Source organism: Streptomyces sp. NPDC001914 (assembly GCF_042891215.1).
GTDB lineage: Bacteria > Actinomycetota > Actinomycetes > Streptomycetales > Streptomycetaceae > Streptomyces.
The window spans coordinates 220,031-240,481 of record NZ_JBIASW010000005.1; the positions used below are offsets into that span (position 1 = coordinate 220,031).

Genomic DNA, 20,451 nt, shown 5'->3' on the forward strand with positions numbered 1-20,451 from the left:
GGCGGGTTCGCCGGCCCGTCGCGTGCGGTGCCGGCGGAGTTGTCCACAGGGTCTGACGCGTTCTCGCGACCGGCTGTACGGTCAGCACGAGTTGATGTTCGTGCGCGGGGGAGGCGGTCGTGATGGCCGAGGTCGGTACAGCGGGGGCGGAACGGCGGACGGCGCCGGCGGGAGGGGCCGGGCGGACCGAGCCGTCGCGGCGGGACGGCGATGCCGGCCAGGCCGCGGGCGTGGTGGTGCCGGAGTCCGGGCAGAGCCTTTCGCCCGAGGACGGGCCGGTGGCCGGGGGCAGCCCCGCGGTGGCCGGAGGCGGACCGGTGGCCGAGGCGTTCGGGGCCCGCGGGTTCGCGGTTCCGGGGTTCGCCGCCTGGCCGGTGAAGGGCTCACCCAAGGAAGAGGGGAAGGCCCTGCGCGGGCGGGTCCCGCGCGCGGCGCACGCGGAGTTCCTGGTGGACGCCGACCGGCCGGACGCCGTGACCGCGGTCGAGGAGTCCAACCGGGGCCGGATCCCCGGTCTCACCCCGATAAGGGTCGGCAGGATGGCGGCCACACCCTTCGCGTTCCTGCGCGGCAGCGCCGGCCTCATGGCCCACGACCTCGCCCGCACCCCGATGACCGGCGTGAGCGCCCAGATCTGCGGCGACGCGCACGCGGCGAACTTCGGCCTGTACGGGGACGCGCGCGGCGGCCTGGTCATCGACCTGAACGACTTCGACGAGACGGTGTACGGCCCCTGGGAATGGGACCTCAAGCGGCTCGCCACCTCGCTCGTGCTCGCGGGCCGGGAGGCCGGAGCCGACGAGGACACCTGCCGCTCGGCCGCGCACGACTGTGTGGGCGCGTACCGCCGGACCATGCGCCTGCTGGCCAAGCTGCCGGTGCTGGACGCCTGGAACGCCATCGCCGACGAGGAACTCGTCTCGCACACCGACTCCCACGACCTCCTCGGCACCCTGGAGCGGGTCTCCGAGAAGGCGCGGGCCAACACCAGCGGACGCTTCGCCGCCAAGTCGACGGAGGCCGTGGAGGGCGGCGGCCGCCGCTTCGTCGACGCGGCGCCCGTGCTGCGCCGCGTTCCCGACCAGGAGGCGGCCGCGGTCGCGGCGTCCCTGGAGCACTATCTGACGACGCTCTCCGAGGACCGCCTCCCCCTGCTCGCCCGCTACGCGGTGCACGACGTCGCCTTCCGCGTCGTCGGCACCGGCAGCGTCGGCACCCGCTCGTACGTCGTGCTGCTCCTGGACCACCGCGGGGAACCCCTGGTCCTCCAGGTCAAGGAGGCCCGCGCCTCGGCACTGCTCCCGCACCTGGCGACCATCGGCCATCCGGTGCCCGAGCCGTCCCACGAGGGCCGCAGAGTCGTCCTCGGCCAGAAGCGCATGCAGGTCGTCAGCGACAACCTTCTCGGCTGGACCTCGGTCGACGGTCTGCCCTACCAGGTGCGCCAGTTCCGCAACCGCAAGGGCAGTGTCGACCCAGCCGCGCTGCCCGCCGACCACATCGACGACTACGGACGCATGACCGGAGCTCTGCTGGCACGCGCCCACAGCCACAGCGTCGACCCGCGTCTGATCGCCGGCTACTGCGGCAAGGGCGAGGAGCTGGACGAGGCCGTCGCCACCTTCGCCGTCGCCTACGCGGACCGCACGGAGGCGGACCACGGGGCCCTGACGGCAGCGGTCCGCGGCGGACGGATCGCTTCCGAACCGGGAGTGTGACCGAGGAGGCCGGCGGCCGGTGCGGGTTTCCGGGGTCGGGATGATCGGGGTGGTTGGGGTCAATGGGGTCGTTGCGGCCGGTCAGGTGGCTGTAGGGGCGGGGAAGGCAGTGAGCCCCGGGGGAGTGTGGCCTACGCTGGTCGGGTGACGACCCCGGAAGCCGATCAGAGCCAGTCCGAGCCCGCCTCCGAGGGGGGCCGGGAACACTCGGGCGCCCCGCAGGGCACGACGCCCCATGCCGCCCCCGGCGACGACGGCCGCGGCACGGACGCGGAGGGCACGGCCGCCGCTTCCGGCGCTCCGTCCGGCTCCCGGTCCGGCTCCGCGACGGCGGAACAGGGCGAGGGCCGGCCCGAGGAGCAGGCCGGGGCCCGGGACGGCGAGGGCGTGAGCCCGGCTCCGGACGCTGAGGACCGGCCCGAGGCGCGCCTCGAGCGGGCCGTGCGGGCGGCCGAGCAGGCGTTGATCGAGTTCGAGATCGCCGTGGAGACCTTCCGCGTCGAGGTCGACAACTTCTCCCGGCTGCACCACCAGAAGCTCGGTCCCATGTACTCCCGGCTCGACGAACTGGAGGCCCAGATCGCCGAGGCGCGCGCGTCGCTCACCGGCGACCCGGAGGACATATTCAAGGCGCACGAGGCGCGGGCGCGGGTCATGCCCATGCCCGGTGTCGAGGAGCTGTTCCACGGCTGGATGGACTCGGACGGCCTGTTCCCCGAGGCCGTGGCCATGCTCACCGACCAGCCCGTCCGGCCGCCGCAGCGCGTGCGTCCCAGCGAGGAGGCCCGCAAGCTCTTCCGCGAGCTGGTCCGCAAGGCCCACCCGGATCTCGCGCAGGACGACACCGAGCGCAAGCGGCGTGACGAGTTCATCGCCCGGGTGAACACCGCGTACGCCAGGGGCGACGAGGCGTTGCTCCGGGAGCTGGCCGCGGAGTGGGCCGCCGGTCCCACGCCCGAGGAGTGGAAGCCGAGCCGCAGCGAGGAGCTCTACGCCCGTCTCGAATGGCTTTCCCAGCGCAAGGAGATGCTCACGCTGGTCGCCCGCGAGCTGGAGGAGAGCGCCATCGGCGCCATGCTCAAGCTGGCCCCGGAAGACCCGGACCGTCTCCTGGAGGAGATCGCCGAGCAACTGATCACGCAGGTCGGCGAGCGCGAGCACGAGCTGGCGGCGCTGATCGCCCAGGCTCCCTGAGCTTCACCGGCGCGGTCGGGTAGCGTCGGAGGCATGAGTTTCGGAGCTGGTGTGCCCACGGTCGGGGTCGACAATCTCGCGGTCGACGACTTCCTGCTGGACGTCCGGGAGGACGACGAGTGGGAGGCAGGTCACGCCCAGGGGGCCCTGCACATCCCCATGAGCGACTTCGTGGCCCGTTTCGGCGAGCTGACCGAGGCGGCGCCGCAGGACGGCCGGGTCAACGTGATCTGCCGCTCCGGCGGGCGTTCCGCCCAGGTCACCATGTACCTGGTCCAGCAGGGCATCGACGCCGCGAACGTCGAGGGCGGCATGCAGACCTGGGAGGCCGTCGGCCGCCCGGTCGTGAACGCCAAGGGCGAGCCCGGCTCCGTCCTGTAGCCAGAGCCCGCTCACTCGGGGGAGCCGGAACGCCCGGAGTACCGGCGGCCGACTCTCTTCCCTTACCCGGGAGGGCTCACCTCGGGCTCCGTTCACCCCGGGGGCGGGGGCGGGGGCGGGAGCGGGAGCCGGAGCGGCCGGAGGGCCGGGTGCCGTCACCCCAGGGCGTGTGCGGCCAGCAGGTCGCCCAGCGCTTCCTCGTGCGCCGCGGCCGGGCCGAGCGACAGCTCCAGGTACTTGGCCCAGGCGTGGTACCGGTGCAGCGCGTACTCGGTGTCGGCGCCGAACCCTCCGTGCAGATGCTGGGCGGTCTGCACGACCCGGCGGACTCCTTCGGACGCCCAGATCTTGGCGACCGCCACATCACCCGCGGCCGGGAGCGCGCCGCCCGCTCCCGTGCTGATCCGCCACGCGGCCTGCCAGAGCGTCGCCTCCATCGCGCGCAGGTCGATGTAGCGGTCGGCGGCCTGGACGGCGACCGCCTGGAACGTGGCGACGGGGAACCCGAACTGCTCCCGCTTGCTCGTGTACGCGCTCGTCATCCGGAGCACTTCCTCCCCGAGCCCGAGTGCCAGCGCGCAGGTGCCGGTCGTCAGCAGGTCGCGCAGCCACTCCCAGGCCCCCGGCGCGGCGACGACATACCGGTCGGCGATCCGGGCGGACTCCAGGCGCAGTTCGCCGAGCCGCTCGCCGGTGGTGGAGAACTGCTCGGCGAGCACGGCCCCTTCGTGGTCGCGGGGGATCAGGGCGAGGACGGTCAGGTCGGCGTCCGTGTGCGCGGGCACGACGACGAAGTCGGCGTCCAGGGCCCAGGGGATCGCCGTCTGCACGCCGTCGAGGACCCACCCGGTGCCGTCCCGCCGCGCGGTCACGGCGCGTTCGGCCGGGTCGTGTCCGGTCCTGCCGTTGGCGGCGACCGTCAGCACGAGTTCGCCCCGGCCGGCCCGCGCCGGCAGCTCCGCCCTCAACTCCTCGCCGCTGTAGCGCCGTACGGCCGCCGTCGCCGCGCTGTTCTCCAGCAGCGGCACCCGTGCCAGCACCTTCGCCGACTCCCGCAGCACCAGACACAGCGCGATCGCGTCCAGGCCCGCCCCGCCGGCCTCCTCGTCGAGCAGCAGGCTCAGCAGGTCCGCCTCGGCGAGCCTCGCCCACAGGGGCCGGTCGAAGTCCTCGGCCACGGCGCCCGCGGTGAGCGCGGGGCTGGGCACCCCGTCGGGGGAGACTCCGGCGAACACCCCCCGTGCCGCCTCGGCCGCCGCCTGCTGCTCCTCGGTGAAGGTGAAGTCCACGATCCCGTCCTCCCGCGCACACCGGACCAACGATCAGACGGACAGCCTGATCTGACGGTGCGTCAAGATAGAACAGGTTCTACGAGAAGGGAACGGCCGACGATCGGTCACTCCCCTCCCGGCGGCCCGGCCCGCGTATCGGCGGCCGGGTCTTCGTGCCGGCGGCCGGGGCCTTCCCGGCGTTCGGCGTCCGACGCGGCGGCGTTCGATTCGGTGGCGGGGAGTCCGGCTCAGCGGTCGAAGTCCAACTCGACCTTCTCCGTGGCGGGATGGGACTGGCAGGCCAGTACGTACCCGGCCTCCGTCTCCTCGGGTTCCAGCGCGAAGTTGCGGTCCATCCGCACCTCGCCCGAGACCAGGAACGCCCGGCAGGTGCCGCACACGCCGCCCTTGCAGGCGTAGGGGGCGTCCGGGCGGTTGCGCAGGACCGCGTCCAGCAGCGACTCGCCGTCCTGGACGGGCCAGGTGCCGCCGCGTCCGTCGAGCCGAGCGGTGACCGTGCTGTGCGCGGGAGCCGGTACGGCGGAAGCGGTGGTCGTGCCGGCGTCCACGTGGAAGATCTCCTCGTGGATCCGCGTCCGGGACACCCCGAGCCCGCGCAGCGCCCGCTCGGCGCCCTGGACGAGCCCCATCGGCCCGCACAGGAACCATCCCGCCACCCGGTCAACGGGCAGCAGCGCCGGAAGCAGCGAGGCGAGCCGCTCCTGGTCGAGCCGGCCCGACGGCAGCCCGGCCTGCTGCTCCTCCCGGGAGAGGACCGTCACGAGCTGGAACCGCTGCGGATAGCGGTCCTTGAGGTCGGCGACCTCCTCCAGGAACATCGTCGAGGCCGACGTGCGGTCGCTGCGGATCAGGCAGAAGCTCGCGTCCGGCTCCCGCGCCAGCAGGGTCGAGACGATCGACAGCACGGGGGTGATCCCGCTGCCGCCCACCACCGCCGCGTACAGGCCGGGTGAGGGCTCCAGCGTGAAGCGTCCCGCCGGAATCATCACCTCCACCGTGTCGCCGACGGCGATCTCCTTGAGCGCGTACGTCGAGAACGCGCCGCCGTCGACCAGGCGCACGCCGACCTTCAGGGTGACCGGCGCCTCGCCGGCGGGGGAGGGCGCCGGCGAGCAGATGGAGTACGTGCGGCGGATCTCTGTGCCGTCGACCGTGCGGCGCAGGGCCAGATGCTGGCCGGCGGCGTGCCGGTAGTCCTCGCGCAGCTCCGCGGGCACCGCGAAGGTCAGGGCCACGGCGTCGTCGGTGATCCGGTCGACCGCGGCCACCGTGAGCGGGTGGAAGCGGGCCATCACAGCTCCTTGAAGTGGTCGAACGGTTCGCGGCAGGACAGACAGCGGCGCAGCGCCTTGCACGCGGTGGAGGAGAAGCGGCTGAGCAGTTCGGTGTCGGCCGATCCGCAGGCCGGGCAGCGGACGGGGTCGAGCTCGTCCGTGCGTGTCCGGGTCGGACCCAGGTCGAGGGCCACCGGTCCGGCGGGGCGTCCGCCGCGAGGCGGCGCTATGCCGAACTCCCGCAGTTTGCGGCGGCCTTCGTCCGAGATGTCGTCGGTCGACCAGGCGGGGCTGAGCACCGTCCGCACGGACACCTCGCGGATGCCGTGTTCGTGGAGCACCCGCTCGATGTCCATGGACATGGCCTCGACGGCCGGGCAGCCGGTGTAGGTCGGGGTCAGCTCGACCTCGACGCTGTCCGTGCCGCGGAGGTGGACGGCGCGCAGGACGCCGAGGTCGTCCAGGGTGAGAACGGGCAGCTCGGGGTCGAGAACGGAGCCGGCCAGCCTGCGCAGCTCCTCCTCCACGGCCGTGGTCGTCACCATGACGCCCCCGGGTGGCTGCGGTGCAGGTGCTGCATCTCGGCGAGCATCCGCCCGAAGGACTCGGTGTGCAGGCCCTGGCGTCCGGCGCCGGCCGCCCAGGCCCCGGTCTGCGGGCCCTCGGGGACGGTCAGCGTCGCCCGGCGCAGCGTGGCCTCCACGGACTCCGTCCACGCGGCGCGGAGTCCGTCCCAGTCGACGCCGACGCCGTCCAGCGGCTGGAACATCTCGCCGGTGAAGCGCCACAGCGCGCGGCACGCCCGGTCCATCCGCTCGTGGCTCTCGTCCGTGCCGTCGCCGAGGCGCAGGGTCCACTGCTCGGCGTGGTCCTGGTGGTAGGCGACCTCCTTGACTGCCTTGGCCGCGAGCGGGGCGAACTCGCTGTCCCCGGAGGCCAGGTGCGCGTAAAGGAGTCGCTGGTAGGTGGAGAAGTAGAGCTGCCGGGCGATGGTGTGCGCGAAGTCGCCGTTCGGCTGCTCGACGAGCTGGAGGTTGCGGAAGGCGCGCTCCTCGCGGAGGTAGGCCAGCTCGTCCTCGTCGCCGGCCATGGACAGCAGCACGCGGGCCTGGCCGAGCAGGTCCAGCGCGATGTTGGCCAGGGCGACTTCCTCTTCGAGGACGGGCGCGTGGCCGGCCCACTCCCCCAGGCGGTGCGAGAGCACCAGGGCGTCGTCGGCGAGGGCCAGGGCGGCCGCGGTGTTCACGGTGAGAGTCACAGGTGCTTCACCCCTTCCGGGATCTCGTAGAACGTCGGGTGGCGGTAGGGCTTGTCCGCGGACGGCTCGAAGAACGGGTCCTTCTCGTCGGGCGAGGAGGCCGTGACGGCGGCGGACGGGACGACCCAGATCGACACGCCCTCGCCGCGGCGGGTGTACAGATCGCGGGCGTTGCGCAGGGCCAGTTCGGCGTCCGGCGCGTGCAGGCTGCCGGCGTGGGTGTGCGACAGTCCCCGGCGCGAGCGCACGAAGACCTCCCACAGCGGCCAGTCGGTGTTCGTCATGCTCGGGTCGCTCCTGTCTCACCGGTCGTGCTCGTCGAGCCGACGGCCTGGCTCGTGTGCTTGTCCGCGTACGCCGCGGCCGCCTCCCGCACCCAGGCGCCCTCCTCGTGGGCGCGCCGGCGCTGGGTGATCCGCTGGTCGTTGCACGGGCCGTTGCCCTTGAGGACGTCCCAGAACTCCGTCCAGTCGATGGCGCCGAAGTCGTGGTGTCCGCGCTCCTCGTTCCACACGAGGTCGGGGTCGGGCAGGGTCAGGCCGAGCGATTCGGCCTGGGGGACGGCGATGTCGACGAAGCGCTGGCGCAGCTCGTCGTTCGAGTGGCGCTTGATCTTCCACGCCATCGACTGGGCCGAGTGCGAGGACTCGTCGTCGGGCGGGCCGAACATCATCAGGGAGGGCCACCACCAGCGGTCGACCGCGTCCTGCGCCATCGCGTGCTGCTCGGGGGTGCCCTGGCTCAGGGCCAGCAGCAGCTCGTACCCCTGGCGCTGGTGGAAGGACTCCTCCTTGCACACGCGGATCATGGCGCGCGCATATGGGCCGTACGAGCAGCGGCACAGGGGGACCTGGTTGGTGATCGCCGCGCCGTCCACGAGCCAACCGATGGCGCCGACGTCCGCCCATGTCAGCGTCGGGTAGTTGAAGATCGACGAGTACTTCTGGCGGCCGGAGTGCAGCTTGTCCAGCAGCTCGTCACGGCCGACGCCGAGCGTCTCGGCCGCGCTGTACAGATACAGCCCGTGTCCCGCCTCGTCCTGGACCTTCGCCATCAGGATCGCCTTGCGGCGCAGCGAGGGCGCGCGCGTGATCCAGTTGGCCTCGGGCTGCATGCCGATGATCTCGGAGTGGGCGTGCTGCGCGATCTGGCGGACCAGGGTGGAGCGGTAGGCGTCGGGCATCCAGTCGCGGGGCTCGATGCGTTCGTCGGCCGCCACCGCGGCGTCGAAGACGACCTCGTACGCCGCTGTGCGCGCGGCTTCGTCGGCGGCTTCGTCCGCTTGTGTGCGGGCCGTGTGGTGCGCTGATGCTGTCGCCATGCGGTCCCCCTCGACCTCTCGCTCCCGACCGACCGATCGTTCGGTCCATTCGCAACAATGGTCGGTCGAGCGCCGTACGGTGTCAACCGCTGTGGATGACTCGTGGGTGCCGGCGTGCGGGTTGTGACACACGGGGCTGTGCCGGAGGGCGGGCTCTGAGTACGGTTCGCTTGCGCACGTCGTGGCGCGGTACGACGTGGCGGTACGGTGCCCGCAGTCCGGCGGCAGGCAGTCGGATCCGGGATCGTGAATCGGGGCGGGATGGACGCGAGGCACGAGGGCTCTGAGCGGGAGCGGGGTTCGGCCGCGCCCGAGGAGGGCGCGCCCGGCGCTGTCACCGGCGATACGCCGTTGCCCGGCCCCCGGCCGGCCGGCGAGGCGGTGCCTCTTCCGGAACCCGGGACGGCCGGACCCGAGACCGGCGCGCCCGAGAACACCGGTGGACCCGAGAAGAACGCGGTCAGCGCATCCGACGAGCCCGAGGTGACCGGACCCGACATCGGTGCGCCTGACGACACCGCTGCGCCTGAGAAGAACGTGGTCAGTGCCTCCGAGGAGCCCGAGAGCCCTGAAGCCGGGGCTGTCGCCTCCGCCCCCTCTCAGGAGCCCACGGTCGCGACCGTCGACCCCGCGCTCCCCCAGGAGCCCGCGTCCGCACCCGCGGGTCTCGACGGTGCCGAGCCCGGTGGGGTGGTCTTTCCGGAGTACCCCGAGGAAGCCGGCTGTCCGGGGGGAGGGGCGCCCGTGGGACTCGCGGCCCTGTCCTTGCCCTCGCAGATCGCCGCCGCCCTCGCCCTGGCCGTCGTCGCCGTCGTCGCCTGTGTGCACCTCGGCATGGTGTTCCTGCACGTCGCGCCGTCGAACACGGTGACCAAGCAGCACGGCAGCGCGATCGACGACTGGATCTACCCCGAGTTCGAGCAGAACTGGAAGCTCTTCGCCCCCAACCCGCTGCAGCAGGACATCGCGGTCCAGGTCCGCGCCCTGGTGCGCACCGAGGCCGGCATCAGCCGCGAGACGGGCTGGTACGACCTGTCCGCGCTCGACGCCCTGGACATCGACGGCAACCTGCTGCCGAGCCACACGCAGCAGAACGAACTGCGCCGCGCCTGGGACCTGTACCTGGGTACGCACGACGGCGAGAACCGTGCCGTGGGCCTGCGCGGCGACCTTTCGGAGCAGTACCTGCGCCGTATCGGTGTCCTGCGTCTCGACCGCGAGCACGCGGGCGGTGAGGGCGCCGTCGTCGAACGCCTCCAGTTCCGCTCCCTCACCACCGACGTGCCGCCGCCCCGGTGGAGCGACGAGAAGGTGTCCGACCGGCCCGTCGTCCGCGAACTGCCCTGGTGGACCGTTCCGGGGAGCGACCGCGCGGACGGGCGGACGGAGGCGAGCGCCCGGTGAACCGATTCGCTTCGACGATCGCGCGCGGCATCGCCCGGGTCACCGAGTCCGCCCTCGGCCCGTACCAGAGCGCCGTGGTCCGGATCGGCCTCGCCGCCACCTGGCTGCTGTTCCTGCTGCGCGAGTACCCCCACCGCCTGGAGATGTACGGGCCCGACGCGCCCTGGAGCTGGGACCTCGCCCGGCAGCTCGTCGCGAACAACCACGCCTTCACGGTCCTGCTGTGGTCCGACGGCCGGGTGTGGTTCGAGACCGTCTACGCCGTCGCCGTCCTCTCCGCCGCCCTGCTGCTCGTGGGATGGCGGACCCGCGCGATGTCCGTCGTCTTCATGATCGGCGTGCTGTCCCTGCAGAACCGCAGTGTCTTCATCGGGGACGGCGGGGACAACGTCCTCCATCTGATGGCGATCTATCTGGTGTTCACGCGCTGCGCCCAGGTGTGGTCCCTCGACGCGCGGCGGGAGCGCCTCGTCCGCGAGGCGTACGCGCGCGGCGAGTGGGCCGGATCCGACCGGGCGGGGCCGCTGCTGTGGTCGGGGCTCGGGACGGTCCTGGCGGTGGCGACGGGCGCCGGACGGATCGACGGAGGGTTCCTGGGCGGCTGGCTCACGGTCTTCTGGGTGCTGTGGGCGGTGCAGGGGCTGTGGTGGGCCGCCGGCCGCCTCGCCCGCACCCAGGAGCCGCGCGTCCTGCTGGACGTCGTCGGCAATCTCGTGCACAACGCCACTCTGATGATCATCATGGCCGAGGCGTGCCTGATCTACGCGACTGCGGGCTGGTACAAGATCCAGGGCTCGCGCTGGCAGGACGGCACCGCCGTCTACTACCCGCTCCACCTGCAGTCCTTCTCTCCGTGGCCCGCGCTGTCCGACCTGATGTCCGCGCACGGCACGATCGTGATGCTGATGACGTACGGGACGGTCGCCGCCCAGGTCGCCTTCCCCTTCACCCTGTTCAACCGGCGGGTCAAGAACGTCCTGCTGGCGGTCATGATGACCGAGCACGCGGTGATCGCGGTGGTCCTCGGGCTGCCGTTCTTCTCGCTCGCGATGATCGCCGCGGACTCCGTGTTCCTGCCCACGTCCTTCCTGCGGTACCTGGGCGGACGGGCGGCACGCGTGCGGGACAGGCTGTTTCCCGGCGGCGGCCGCAGCGTTCCGGGGCCCCGGGAGCCCGGACCGGACGCTTCGGAGGAGGCGGCGCAGCCGCACGTAGGCTTCACCGCATGAACGACCCGGTACGTGTCTGGCGCCAGCTCTGCGACGACTCCGTCCTGCTCGACGGCTTCCACGCCCTCAAGCACGCGGTGCGCTTCGGGGCGCGGGTCCCGGTCGCCGTCACGACCGACAGGGCGGCGGTCCTCGAACTGGCCGCGGAACTCGCCCCCGACGTGCGCGCCGCTCTCGGCGAGCTGCTGACCGAGGTACCCCAGGCGGCGTTCACGGCACTCGTGCCGCGACCGCATCCCACCTCGGTGGCGGCTCTCGCCGTACGTCCCTCACGCGCCGCCAACCTGGAGACGCTGGCCCGCGCGCCGCGGACCGCGCCCGTGGTCGTCCTCGACAATCCGCGCAACCTCGGCAACGCGGGGGCGGTGATCCGGCTCGCGGCGGGCTTCGGCGCGACGGGCGTGGTCACGACGGGCACGCTCGACCCCTGGCACCCCACGGTCGTACGCGGCGGGGCCGGCCTGCACTTCGCGACCGCCGTGGAGCGCCTGAGCGTGGAGGAACTGCCCGCGGGCCCGGTGTTCGCGCTCGACCCCGAGGGCGAGGACATCCGGGGGACGAAGCTTCCCGACGACGCCCTGCTCGCCTTCGGCTCGGAGCGCAGCGGGCTGTCCGCCGAACTGCGCTCCCGGGCCGACCATCTGGTCTCGCTGCCGATGCGCCCCCAGGTCTCCAGCTACAACCTCGCGACCAGTGTGGCCATGACGCTGTTCCACTGGAGCACCGCGGAGGGCGCACCGGCGTAGGGCGCCCGACGGGCGCCGGGACTCACGCCTCCCGGCGCACCTCGATCACCCGGAAGCGGTTCGCCACGAACGCCCCGTCGCACAGCGCCGCGTTGGCCGCGGCGTTGCCGCCCGAGCCGTGAAAGTCCGAGAACGCGGCCGTCTGGTTGACGTACACCCCGCCCGTGAGGTTCAGGGAGAGCTGGGCGCACTCCTCCAGGCAGGCCTCCTGCACCTCGCGCTCGAACGCCTCGTCGGTCGTGTACGCGCCGACGGTCATCGCGCCCTTGTCCCGAGTGGTGCGGCGCAGCAGCTCCACGGCCTCGGCGGCCGAGTCGACCGCGACGGCGAAGGACACCGGGCCGAAGCACTCGCTCAGGTAGGCGGCCTCGTCGTCGCCGTTTCCGGCGTTCTCCCAGTACTTGCGGGCGCCGTCGAGCTTCACGATCAGCGGCGAGCGCACGACGGCACCCGGGAACTCCGGGTTGTCGATCTGCCGCGAGGGCAGGGCCACCTCGCCGAGACCGGCGGCGGCCTCGAGACGGGCCTTGACGTCCGGGTTCACGATGGCGCCGAGCAGGGCGTTCGCGCGGGCGTCGTCGCCGAGGAGCCCGCCGACCGACTTCGCGAGATCGGCCACCACCTCGTCGTAGGACTTGTGGCCCTCGTCCGTGGAGACGCCCTCGCGCGGGATCAGGAGGTTCTGCGGGGTGGTGCACATCTGGCCGCTGTAGAGCGACAGGGAGAACGCCAGGTTGGACAGCATCCCCTTGTAGTCGGCGGTCGACTCCACGATCACCGTGTTGACGCCGGCCTTCTCCGTGTAGACCTGCGCCTGGCGGGCGTTGGCCTCCAGCCAGTCGCCGAAGGCGGTGGAGCCGGTGTAGTCGACGATGCGGATCTCGGGGCGGGTGGCCAGCGTCTTCGCGATGCCCTCGCCGGGACGCTCGGCGGCGAGCGCCACCAGGTTCGGGTCGAAGCCCGCCTCGGCGAGCACCTCGCGCGCGACCTGCACGGTGAGCGCGAGCGGGAGCACCGCGCGCGGGTGGGGCTTCACCAGGACCGCGTTGCCCGTGGCCAGCGAGGCGAACAGGCCCGGGTAGCCGTTCCACGTCGGGAAGGTGTTGCAGCCGATCATCAGCGCGATGCCGCGCGGGACGGGCGTGAACTGCTTGGTGAGCGCGAGCGGGTCGCGCTTGCCCTGGGGCTTGCTCCACTCCGCGGTGTCGGGGGTGCGGACCTGCTCCACGTAGGCGTAGGCCACCGCCTCCAGGCCGCGGTCCTGCGCGTGCGGGCCGCCCGCCTGGAACGCCATCATGAAGGCCTGGCCGCTGGTGTGCATGACCGCGTGAGCGAATTCGTGCGTGCGGTCGCTGATCCGCTTGAGGATCTCCAGACAGACCACCGCGCGGATCTCGGCGCCCGCGTCGCGCCAGGCGCGCTGCCCCGCGCGCATGGCGGGCAGCAGCGTGTCGATGTCCGCGTGCGGGTACGTGACGCCGAGCTCGATGCCGTACGGCGACACCTCGCCCCCGACCCAGTCGTCCGTGCCGGGCTGGTCCAGGTCGAGGCGGGTGCCCAGGAGGGCGTCGAAGGCGGCCTTGCCCTCGGCCATGCCCAGGCTGCCGTGCTCGCCGTACGCCTTGGGGTGCTCGGGATGCGGGGACCAGTACGCGCGCGTGCGGATCGCTTCCAGCGCCTGATCCAGGGTCGGCCGGTGCTTGGCGATCAACTGGTGCGCGGTGAGTTCGGCGGCCATCAAGGACCAACTCCTTGTCTCAAGAGCTCCTCGTCGAGCTCGCGAGCTGGGCAGGAATGGACAGTCAGGGTTAGAGTAACCGAACGATCGGTCGGGACAAGGGGGTCCGCCGCATCTGTGGAAAACGGCGTGCGGGAGGATCGCGCACATGACAGCACTCGACCTCGGCAGCCCCGTGGCAGTCGTCGGAACCGGCACCATGGGCCAGGGCATCGCCCAGGTCGCGCTGGTGGCGGGCCATCCCGTGCGGCTCTACGACGCGGCTCCCGGGCGTGCCGCGGCGGCGGCCGAAGCGATCGGCGCCCGTCTGGACCGGCTCGTCGCGAAGGACCGGCTCACCGGCGCCGACCGGGACGCGGCGCGCGCCCGTCTCCAGCCGGCCGCGAACCTCGCCGACCTCGCGGACTGCGCGCTCGTGATCGAGGCGGTGCTCGAAGAACTCGACGTCAAGCAGCGGCTGTTCGGCGACCTCGAGGACATCGTCGGGGACGACTGCCTGCTGGCCACCAACACCTCCTCGCTGTCCGTCACGGCCATCGGCGGCCCGCTGCGCAATCCGGGCCGTCTCGTCGGGCTGCACTTCTTCAACCCGGCGCCACTGCTGCCGCTCGTGGAGGTCGTCTCCGGATTCGCGACCGACGTCACCTCGGCCACGCGCGCGTACGAGACGGCCCGCGCCTGGGGCAAGACGCCCGTCGCCTGCGCGGACACGCCCGGTTTCATCGTCAACCGCATCGCGCGCCCCTTCTACGCCGAGGCCTTCGCGGTCCACGAGTCCCAGGCGGCGGACCCCGCCACCATCGACGCCGTCCTGCGCGAGTCCGGCGGTTTCCGGATGGGCGCCTTCGAACTCACCGACCTGATCGGCCAGGACGTCAACGAGTCCGTGACCCACTCCGTGTGGCGATCCTTCTTCCAGGACGTGCGCTTCACGCCCTCGCTCGCCCAGCGCCGGCTCGTGGAGTCGGGCCGGCTCGGCCGCAAGACGGGACACGGCTGGTACGACCACGGGGACGGCGCCGAACCCGCCGAGCCGCACACCGCGGAGAAGGCGCAGCCGCCCGCGTACGTCGTAGCCGAGGGCGACCTGGGTCCCGCCGCCGACGTCCTCGCCCTGATCCGCGAGGCGGGCATCCAGGTCCGCGAGGACGAGGAGGACCACGGCACCCGCCTGGTGCTGCCGAGCGGCGGCCAGCTGGTCCTCGCCGACGGTCAGACCTCGGTCGAGTTCCGTGACGTCGTCTACTTCGACCTCGCGCTCGACTACCGCAAGGCCACCCGGATCGCCCTGTCGGCGTCCCAGGACACCGCTCCCCAGACGCTCTCCGAGGCCATCGGCCTCTTCCAGGCGCTGGGCAAGGACGTCAGCGTGATCGGCGACTGCCCCGGCATGATCGTCGCCCGCACGGTCGCCCGGATCGTCGACCTCGCCTACGACGCGGTCGCCAAGGGCGTGGCCACCGAGGAGGACATCGACACCGCGATGCGTCTCGGCGTCAACTACCCCCTCGGCCCCTTCGAGTGGAGCCGCAGGCTCGGCGTGAACTGGTCGTACGACCTCCTGGACGAACTGCACGTGCGCGACCCCTCCGGGCGCTACGCCCCGTCCCTGGCGCTCTACCGCCACGCGTACGCCAACGAGAAGCGGGAGGGCGACCGGTGACCACCGCCAAACGGGACACGTACACCCCCGAGACGCTGCTCTCCGTCGCCGTCCAGGTCTTCAACGAACGCGGCTACGACGGCACCTCCATGGAGCACCTCTCCAAGGCGGCGGGCATCTCCAAGTCGTCGATCTACCACCACGTCTCGGGCAAGGAGGAGCTGCTGCGGCGCGCGGTGAGCCGGGCGCTGGACGGCCTCTTCGAGATCCTCGACGAGGAACCCGCGCGCGTGGGACGTGCCGTGGAGCGCCTGGAGTACGTCGTGCGGCGCATGGTCGAGGTGCTCACCTCCGAGCTGCCGTACGTGACGCTGCTCCTGCGGGTGCGCGGCAACACGGACACCGAGCGGTGGGCCCTGGAGCGGCGCCGCGACTTCGACCACAGGGTCGCCGAGCTCCTGAAGGCCGCGGCCGCCGACGGGGACGTGCGCGGCGACGTGGAGGTCCGGCTCGCGACCCGGCTGGTCTTCGGAATGATCAACTCGCTCGTGGAGTGGTACCGCCCCGACGCGCGGGGCATGGGCGCGCGCGAAGTGGCCGACGCCGTGGTGGTGCTGGTCTTCGGAGGGCTCCGGCGGGAGCCGTGATTCCACCGGCGGGACCGGTGGGTGCGGGCTGGGCCAGCGGTGCGGGCGGGCCTGTGGCGTGGACTGGGCCGTTGGCGCGGGGGCCGGTGGCCGGGCCGGGCGCGCCTCTTCAGCCCGGCGCACGGCGGTGCCGGCCCCGGCGACCGCTCGTCGCCCGATGCCCGGCCGCGCCGGGTCCACGGGCGCTGCTGTACGGCCGGGAGACCCGGCGGCTCAGGCCTCCGGTTCCAGGTCCTCCTCCTCGAAGACCAGCAGCGTCCTGCTGCTGAGCACCTCCGGGATGGCCTGGAGCCGGGTGAGGACCAGTTCGCGCAGGGCCCGGTTGTCCGGCGTGTGCACCAGCAGAAGGACGTCGAAGTCGCCGCCCACCAGGGCGATGTGCGAGGCCCCGGGCAGCACCCTCAGCCGTTCCCGCACCGTGCGCCAGGAGTTCTGCACGATCTTGAGGGTGATGTACGCCGAGGTGCCCTGACCCGCGCGTTCGTGGTCGACGCGCGCCCCGAAACCGCGGATCACCCCGTCCTCGATGAGCCGGTTGATCCGCGCGTAGGCGTTCGCCCGCGAGACATGGACCCGCTCGGCCACGGAACGTATGGAGGCACGGCCGTCCGCCTGCAGCATGTGCAGGATGTCCTGGTCGATCGCGTCGAGCGGACGGGCGGGCGGCACGGAGGGTCCCGCCTCCGGCGGCTCGGCCATTTGTTCAGGTGCCATGTCCCCCCGCCTCCCTACCATGGACGTACTGCATCCATCTCAGGCTGCGCAGAACCGTTTGTCCACAGCCTGGCGGCGCCTGTAGCCAAAATGTGCCGGCGACCGAACAATCGGTAGGTGAGGCGCATCACACCCGTGACGCGTCCGAAGCCGCTCCCACGAGGAGGTGCCGTCATGACGGTCATGGAGCAGCGAGGGGCCTACCGGCCCACGCCGCCGCCCGCCTGGCAGCCCCGCACCGACCCTGCGCCGCTGCTGCCCGACGCGCTGCCCCACCGCGTCCTCGGCACCGACGCGGCCGCCAAGGCCGACCCGGCCCTGCTGCGCCGCCTGCACACCGAACTGGTCCGCGGCCGCCGGTACAACGTCCAGGCCACCGCGCTCACCAAGCAGGGCCGTCTCGCCGTGTACCCGTCCAGCACCGGACAGGAGGCCTGCGAGGTCGCCGCCGCGCTCGTGCTGGAGGAGCGCGACTGGCTCTTCCCCAGCTACCGCGACACCCTCGCCGCCGTCGCCCGCGGCCTCGACCCCGTCCAGGCCCTCACCCTCCTGCGCGGTGACTGGCACACCGGCTACGACCCGCACGAGCACCGCATCGCGCCCCTGTGCACCCCGCTCGCGACCCAGCTCCCGCACGCCGTGGGCCTCGCGCACGCCGCGCGCCTCAAGGGCGACGACGTGGTCGCGCTCGCCCTGGTCGGCGACGGCGGCACCAGCGAGGGCGACTTCCACGAAGCGCTGAACTTCGCCGCCGTGTGGCAGGCACCCGTCGTCTTCCTCGTGCAGAACAACGGCTTCGCCATCTCCGTCCCGCTCGCCAAGCAGACCGCCGCCCCGTCGCTGGCCCACAAGGCCGTCGGCTACGGGATGCCGGGCCGCCTGGTCGACGGCAACGACGCGCTGGCCGTGCACCAGGTCCTGAGCGAGGCCATCGCCCACGCGCGCGCGGGCGGCGGTCCCACCCTCGTCGAGGCCGTGACCTACCGCATCGACGCCCACACCAACGCGGACGACGCCACCCGCTACCGAGGCGACGCCGAGGTCGAGACCTGGCGCGCCCACGACCCCGTCGCGCTGGTGGAGCGGGAGCTGACCGAGCGCGGCCTGCTCGACGAGGCAGCCCTGCAGGCGGTGCGCGACGAGGCCGAGGCGATGGCCGCGGACCTGCGCGAGCGCATGAACCAGGACCCGGTGCTCGACCCCATGGATCTGTTCGCCCATGTGTATGCCCACCCCACTCCTCAACTGCTTGAGCAGGAGAGCCAGCTGAGAGCGGAGCTGGACGCCGAGGCGGACGGCACGCTCGGAGCGGGCCCGCACGGCCCGGAAGGAGCCGGGCGATGACCACGGTTGCCCTCAAACCGGCCACCATGGCGCAGGCGCTCGGGCGCGCCCTGCGCGACGCCATGGCCGCCGACCCCTCCGTCCACGTCCTGGGCGAGGACGTCGGCACCCTCGGCGGCGTCTTCCGGGTCACCGACGGACTCGCCAAGGAGTTCGGCGACGACCGCTGCACGGACACGCCCCTCGCCGAGGCGGGCATCCTCGGCGCGGCGGTCGGCATGGCCATGTACGGCCTGCGGCCGGTCGTCGAGATGCAGTTCGACGCGTTCGCCTACCCGGCGTTCGAGCAGCTGATCTCGCACGTGGCGAAGATGCGCAACCGCACGCGCGGCGCGATGCCCCTGCCCATCACGATCCGCGTCCCCTACGGCGGTGGCATCGGCGGCGTCGAGCACCACAGCGACTCCTCCGAGGCCTACTACATGGCGACCCCGGGTCTTCATGTCGTCATGCCCGCGACCGTCTCCGACGCCTACGGACTGCTGCGCGAGGCCATCGCCTCGGACGACCCGGTGGTCTTCCTGGAGCCCAAGAGGCTGTACTGGTCGAAGGATTCCTGGAACCCGGACGAGCCGCCGGCCGTTGAGCCGATAGGCCGCGCCGTGGTGCGGCGCCCCGGCCGGAGCGCCACGCTGATCACGTACGGGCCGTCCGTGCCCGTCTGCCTCGAAGCCGCCGAGGCGGCGCGGGCCGAGGGCTGGGACCTCGAAGTCGTCGACCTGCGCTCGCTGGTGCCGTTCGACGACGAGACGGTCGCGGCGTCGGTGCGGCGGACCGGACGAGCGGTCGTGGTGCACGAGTCGGGCGGGTTCGGAGGACCGGGCGGGGAGATCGCGGCCCGCGTCACGGAGCGCTGCTTCCACCACCTGGAGGCGCCGGTGCTCCGCGTCGCCGGGTTCGACATCCCGTATCCGCCCCCGATGCTGGAGCGGCACCACCTGCCCGGCGTCGACCGGATCCTGGACGCCGTGGGACGTCTGCAATGGGAGGCGCAGAGCTGATGGCACAGGTGCTGGAGTTCAAGCTCCCCGACCTCGGGGAGGGGCTCACCGAGGCGGAGATCGTCCGCTGGCTGGTGGAGGTCGGTGACGTCGTCGCCGTCGACCAGCTCGTCGTCGAGGTCGAGACGGCCAAGGCGATGGTCGAGGTCCCCTGCCCCTACGGCGGCGTGGTCACCGCCCGCTTCGGCGAGGAGGGCACCGAACTGCCCGTCGGGGCACCGCTGCTGACCGTCGCCGTGGGCGCCCCGGCCGCGGCCGACGACAGCGGGACCGGCACGGACGAGCGGAGCGACGAGGGCTCCGGGAACGTGCTCGTGGGATACGGCACGGGAGCGCCTCCGGCGCGCCGCCGACGGGTGCGCCCCGCCGGCGGAGCCACCCCGGGGGCGCGCCCCTCGGGCGGGACCGCCGCACCGGCCGGGTCGCCCTCCCCGGCGCCCTCGGCCACCCCCTCACCCGCCCGGTCCGGGCAGGACCGCCCCGTACCCGCCGGTGCCGCGCCGTCGGCCGCGGCGGGCACGCCGGACGCGCCGCGCAGCGCCCGCAACGGCGCCGCTCCATCGCGGGGCGACGGCCCCGTGCCGGTCATCTCGCCGCTCGTGCGCCGGCTCGCCCGGGAGAACGGCGTGGACCTGCGGGAGCTGGAGGGCTCCGGCCCCGAAGGACTCATCCTGCGAGCGGACGTCGAGTACGCGCTGCGCGCGGCGGCGACCGGTCGACTGCGGTCCACCCCCGCCCCGGCGCCGCAGCGCACCGCACCGGTCGCGCCCGCCGCGGTGCCCGCCTTCGGCGGCACGGACGACCAGGTGACCTCGTACGCGGACATCGCGTCGGTGGTGCCCGGCACGTCCGGCGTCTCCCGGGGCACGACCCCGGCGGGTGTCCGCGTCCCCCTCAAGGGAGTGCGTGGCGCCGTCGCCGACAAGCTCTCGCGCAGCCGACGCGAGATCCCGGACGCGACCTGCTGGGTGGACGCCGACGCGACTGAGCTCATGCAGGCACGCAGGGTGATGAACGCGGCCGGCGGCCCGAAGATCTCCCTGCTGGCACTGCTGGCCCGCATCTGCACCGCGGCGCTGGCCCGCTTCCCGGAACTGAACTCCACGGTCGACATGGACGCCCGCGAGATCGTCCGGCTCGACCAGGTGCACCTGGGCTTCGCGGCCCAGACCGAGCGCGGGCTCGTCGTCCCCGTCGTGCGGGACGCGCACGCACGGGACGCGGAGGGCCTGAGCGCGGAGTTCGCCCGGCTGACCGAGTCGGCCCGGACCGGGACGCTGACACCGGCGGACCTGACGGGCGGCACGTTCACGCTGAACAACTACGGCGTGTTCGGCGTCGACGGCTCCACGCCGATCATCAACCACCCCGAGGCGGCCATGCTCGGCGTCGGCCGCATCATCCCCAAGCCCTGGGTCCACCAGGGCGAGTTGGCGGTTCGTCAGGTCGTCCAGCTCTCGCTCTCCTTCGACCACCGCGTCTGCGACGGCGGTACGGCGGGCGGCTTCCTGCGGTACGTGGCGGACTGCGTGGAGCAGCCGGCCGTGCTGCTGCGGACTCTGTAGGACACGGGTCCGGCCACCCCCG

19 protein-coding genes are annotated in these 20,451 nt (G+C 72.8%); 11 read left to right on the forward strand and 8 right to left on the reverse strand.

What is annotated here, in order from left to right; genetic code table 11:
- Nucleotides 1-122: 122 nt before the first annotated feature.
- The 3 genes from ACFYYF_RS16585 (at nucleotide 123) to ACFYYF_RS16595 (ending at nucleotide 3,293) form a co-directional block, all read left to right on the forward strand.
- Complete coding sequence (locus ACFYYF_RS16585; protein ID WP_388776148.1) at nucleotides 123-1,718, forward strand: DUF2252 domain-containing protein; 1,596 nt, start codon at nucleotides 123-125, stop codon at nucleotides 1,716-1,718.
- Between the two features lie 144 nt (nucleotides 1,719-1,862).
- On the forward strand, nucleotides 1,863-2,912 hold the full coding sequence (locus ACFYYF_RS16590) for a hypothetical protein (RefSeq protein ID WP_388776151.1): 1,050 nt from the start codon (nucleotides 1,863-1,865) through the stop codon (nucleotides 2,910-2,912).
- 33 nt (nucleotides 2,913-2,945) lie between these two features.
- Nucleotides 2,946-3,293: a rhodanese-like domain-containing protein gene (locus tag ACFYYF_RS16595; protein WP_361688417.1), complete on the forward strand. Its 348-nt coding sequence runs from the start codon at nucleotides 2,946-2,948 to the stop codon at nucleotides 3,291-3,293.
- A 155-nt stretch (nucleotides 3,294-3,448) separates the two neighbouring features.
- Here the strand turns inward: ACFYYF_RS16595 and ACFYYF_RS16600 are convergent, their stop codons facing one another.
- The 6 genes from ACFYYF_RS16600 to paaA all read right to left on the reverse strand — a co-directional run bounded on the left by ACFYYF_RS16600 (nucleotide 3,449) and on the right by paaA (nucleotide 8,438).
- The gene (locus tag ACFYYF_RS16600; RefSeq protein ID WP_388776154.1) at nucleotides 3,449-4,582 is read right to left on the reverse strand and encodes an acyl-CoA dehydrogenase family protein; all 1,134 of its coding nucleotides are present in this window, start codon (nucleotides 4,580-4,582) and stop codon (nucleotides 3,449-3,451) included.
- A gap of 230 nt (nucleotides 4,583-4,812) precedes the next feature.
- Nucleotides 4,813-5,877, reverse strand: a complete 1,065-nt coding sequence (paaE, locus tag ACFYYF_RS16605; RefSeq protein ID WP_388776157.1) for a 1,2-phenylacetyl-CoA epoxidase subunit PaaE — start codon at nucleotides 5,875-5,877, stop codon at nucleotides 4,813-4,815.
- Nucleotides 5,877-6,404: a 1,2-phenylacetyl-CoA epoxidase subunit PaaD gene (gene paaD, locus ACFYYF_RS16610; RefSeq protein ID WP_361688427.1), complete on the reverse strand. Its 528-nt coding sequence runs from the start codon at nucleotides 6,402-6,404 to the stop codon at nucleotides 5,877-5,879. The genes paaE and paaD overlap by 1 nt, the downstream gene beginning before the upstream one ends.
- Nucleotides 6,398-7,117, reverse strand: coding sequence for a 1,2-phenylacetyl-CoA epoxidase subunit PaaC (gene paaC, locus ACFYYF_RS16615; protein ID WP_365479020.1), 720 nt, complete (start codon nucleotides 7,115-7,117; stop codon nucleotides 6,398-6,400). Before paaC ends, paaD begins: the two co-directional genes overlap by 7 nt.
- A complete protein-coding gene (gene paaB / locus ACFYYF_RS16620) occupies nucleotides 7,114-7,401 on the reverse strand; it encodes a 1,2-phenylacetyl-CoA epoxidase subunit PaaB (RefSeq protein ID WP_164372737.1) in 288 nt (95 codons plus the stop codon). The genes paaC and paaB overlap by 4 nt, the downstream gene beginning before the upstream one ends.
- The gene (gene paaA / locus ACFYYF_RS16625; protein ID WP_361688434.1) at nucleotides 7,398-8,438 is read right to left on the reverse strand and encodes a 1,2-phenylacetyl-CoA epoxidase subunit PaaA; all 1,041 of its coding nucleotides are present in this window, start codon (nucleotides 8,436-8,438) and stop codon (nucleotides 7,398-7,400) included. Before paaA ends, paaB begins: the two co-directional genes overlap by 4 nt.
- Nucleotides 8,439-8,699: 261 nt before the next feature.
- On the opposite strand from paaA, the gene ACFYYF_RS16630 reads away from it, so the two are divergent.
- From ACFYYF_RS16630 to ACFYYF_RS16640, 3 genes are read left to right on the forward strand one after another with little or no spacing between them, the layout of a single operon-like run.
- Nucleotides 8,700-9,842, forward strand: a complete 1,143-nt coding sequence (locus ACFYYF_RS16630; protein ID WP_388776162.1) for a DUF5819 family protein — start codon at nucleotides 8,700-8,702, stop codon at nucleotides 9,840-9,842.
- Nucleotides 9,839-11,071 (forward strand): HTTM domain-containing protein, encoded by a 1,233-nt coding sequence (locus ACFYYF_RS16635; RefSeq protein WP_388776164.1) that lies wholly within the window; start codon nucleotides 9,839-9,841, stop codon nucleotides 11,069-11,071. Before ACFYYF_RS16630 ends, ACFYYF_RS16635 begins: the two co-directional genes overlap by 4 nt.
- The gene (locus ACFYYF_RS16640; protein ID WP_388776166.1) at nucleotides 11,068-11,817 is read left to right on the forward strand and encodes a TrmH family RNA methyltransferase; all 750 of its coding nucleotides are present in this window, start codon (nucleotides 11,068-11,070) and stop codon (nucleotides 11,815-11,817) included. The genes ACFYYF_RS16635 and ACFYYF_RS16640 overlap by 4 nt, the downstream gene beginning before the upstream one ends.
- Nucleotides 11,818-11,839: 22 nt before the next feature.
- Here ACFYYF_RS16640 and paaN read toward each other — a convergent pair whose 3' ends face one another.
- Nucleotides 11,840-13,555 carry a phenylacetic acid degradation protein PaaN gene (gene paaN, locus ACFYYF_RS16645; RefSeq protein ID WP_361688443.1) on the reverse strand — a complete coding sequence of 572 codons (1,716 nt, stop codon included), beginning with the start codon at nucleotides 13,553-13,555 and terminating at the stop codon, nucleotides 11,840-11,842.
- A 148-nt stretch (nucleotides 13,556-13,703) separates the two neighbouring features.
- On the opposite strand from paaN, the gene ACFYYF_RS16650 reads away from it, so the two are divergent.
- Nucleotides 13,704-15,218, forward strand: a complete 1,515-nt coding sequence (locus tag ACFYYF_RS16650) for a 3-hydroxyacyl-CoA dehydrogenase (RefSeq protein ID WP_388776169.1) — start codon at nucleotides 13,704-13,706, stop codon at nucleotides 15,216-15,218.
- Nucleotides 15,215-15,805: a TetR/AcrR family transcriptional regulator gene (locus ACFYYF_RS16655; protein ID WP_361688449.1), complete on the forward strand. Its 591-nt coding sequence runs from the start codon at nucleotides 15,215-15,217 to the stop codon at nucleotides 15,803-15,805. The genes ACFYYF_RS16650 and ACFYYF_RS16655 overlap by 4 nt, the downstream gene beginning before the upstream one ends.
- Nucleotides 15,806-16,018: 213 nt before the next feature.
- Here the strand turns inward: ACFYYF_RS16655 and ACFYYF_RS16660 are convergent, their stop codons facing one another.
- A complete protein-coding gene (locus ACFYYF_RS16660; RefSeq protein ID WP_382783426.1) occupies nucleotides 16,019-16,519 on the reverse strand; it encodes an Lrp/AsnC family transcriptional regulator in 501 nt (166 codons plus the stop codon).
- Nucleotides 16,520-16,693: 174 nt separating this feature from the next.
- On the opposite strand from ACFYYF_RS16660, the gene pdhA reads away from it, so the two are divergent.
- From pdhA to ACFYYF_RS16675, 3 genes are read left to right on the forward strand one after another with little or no spacing between them, the layout of a single operon-like run.
- Nucleotides 16,694-17,863, forward strand: coding sequence for a pyruvate dehydrogenase (acetyl-transferring) E1 component subunit alpha (pdhA, locus tag ACFYYF_RS16665; RefSeq protein ID WP_388776172.1), 1,170 nt, complete (start codon nucleotides 16,694-16,696; stop codon nucleotides 17,861-17,863).
- On the forward strand, nucleotides 17,860-18,864 hold the full coding sequence (locus tag ACFYYF_RS16670; RefSeq protein ID WP_361688455.1) for an alpha-ketoacid dehydrogenase subunit beta: 1,005 nt from the start codon (nucleotides 17,860-17,862) through the stop codon (nucleotides 18,862-18,864). Before pdhA ends, ACFYYF_RS16670 begins: the two co-directional genes overlap by 4 nt.
- Entirely contained in the window at nucleotides 18,864-20,429 is a 1,566-nt protein-coding gene (locus ACFYYF_RS16675) for a dihydrolipoamide acetyltransferase family protein (RefSeq protein WP_388776760.1), read from the forward strand. Before ACFYYF_RS16670 ends, ACFYYF_RS16675 begins: the two co-directional genes overlap by 1 nt.
- Nucleotides 20,430-20,451: the final 22 nt, after the last annotated feature.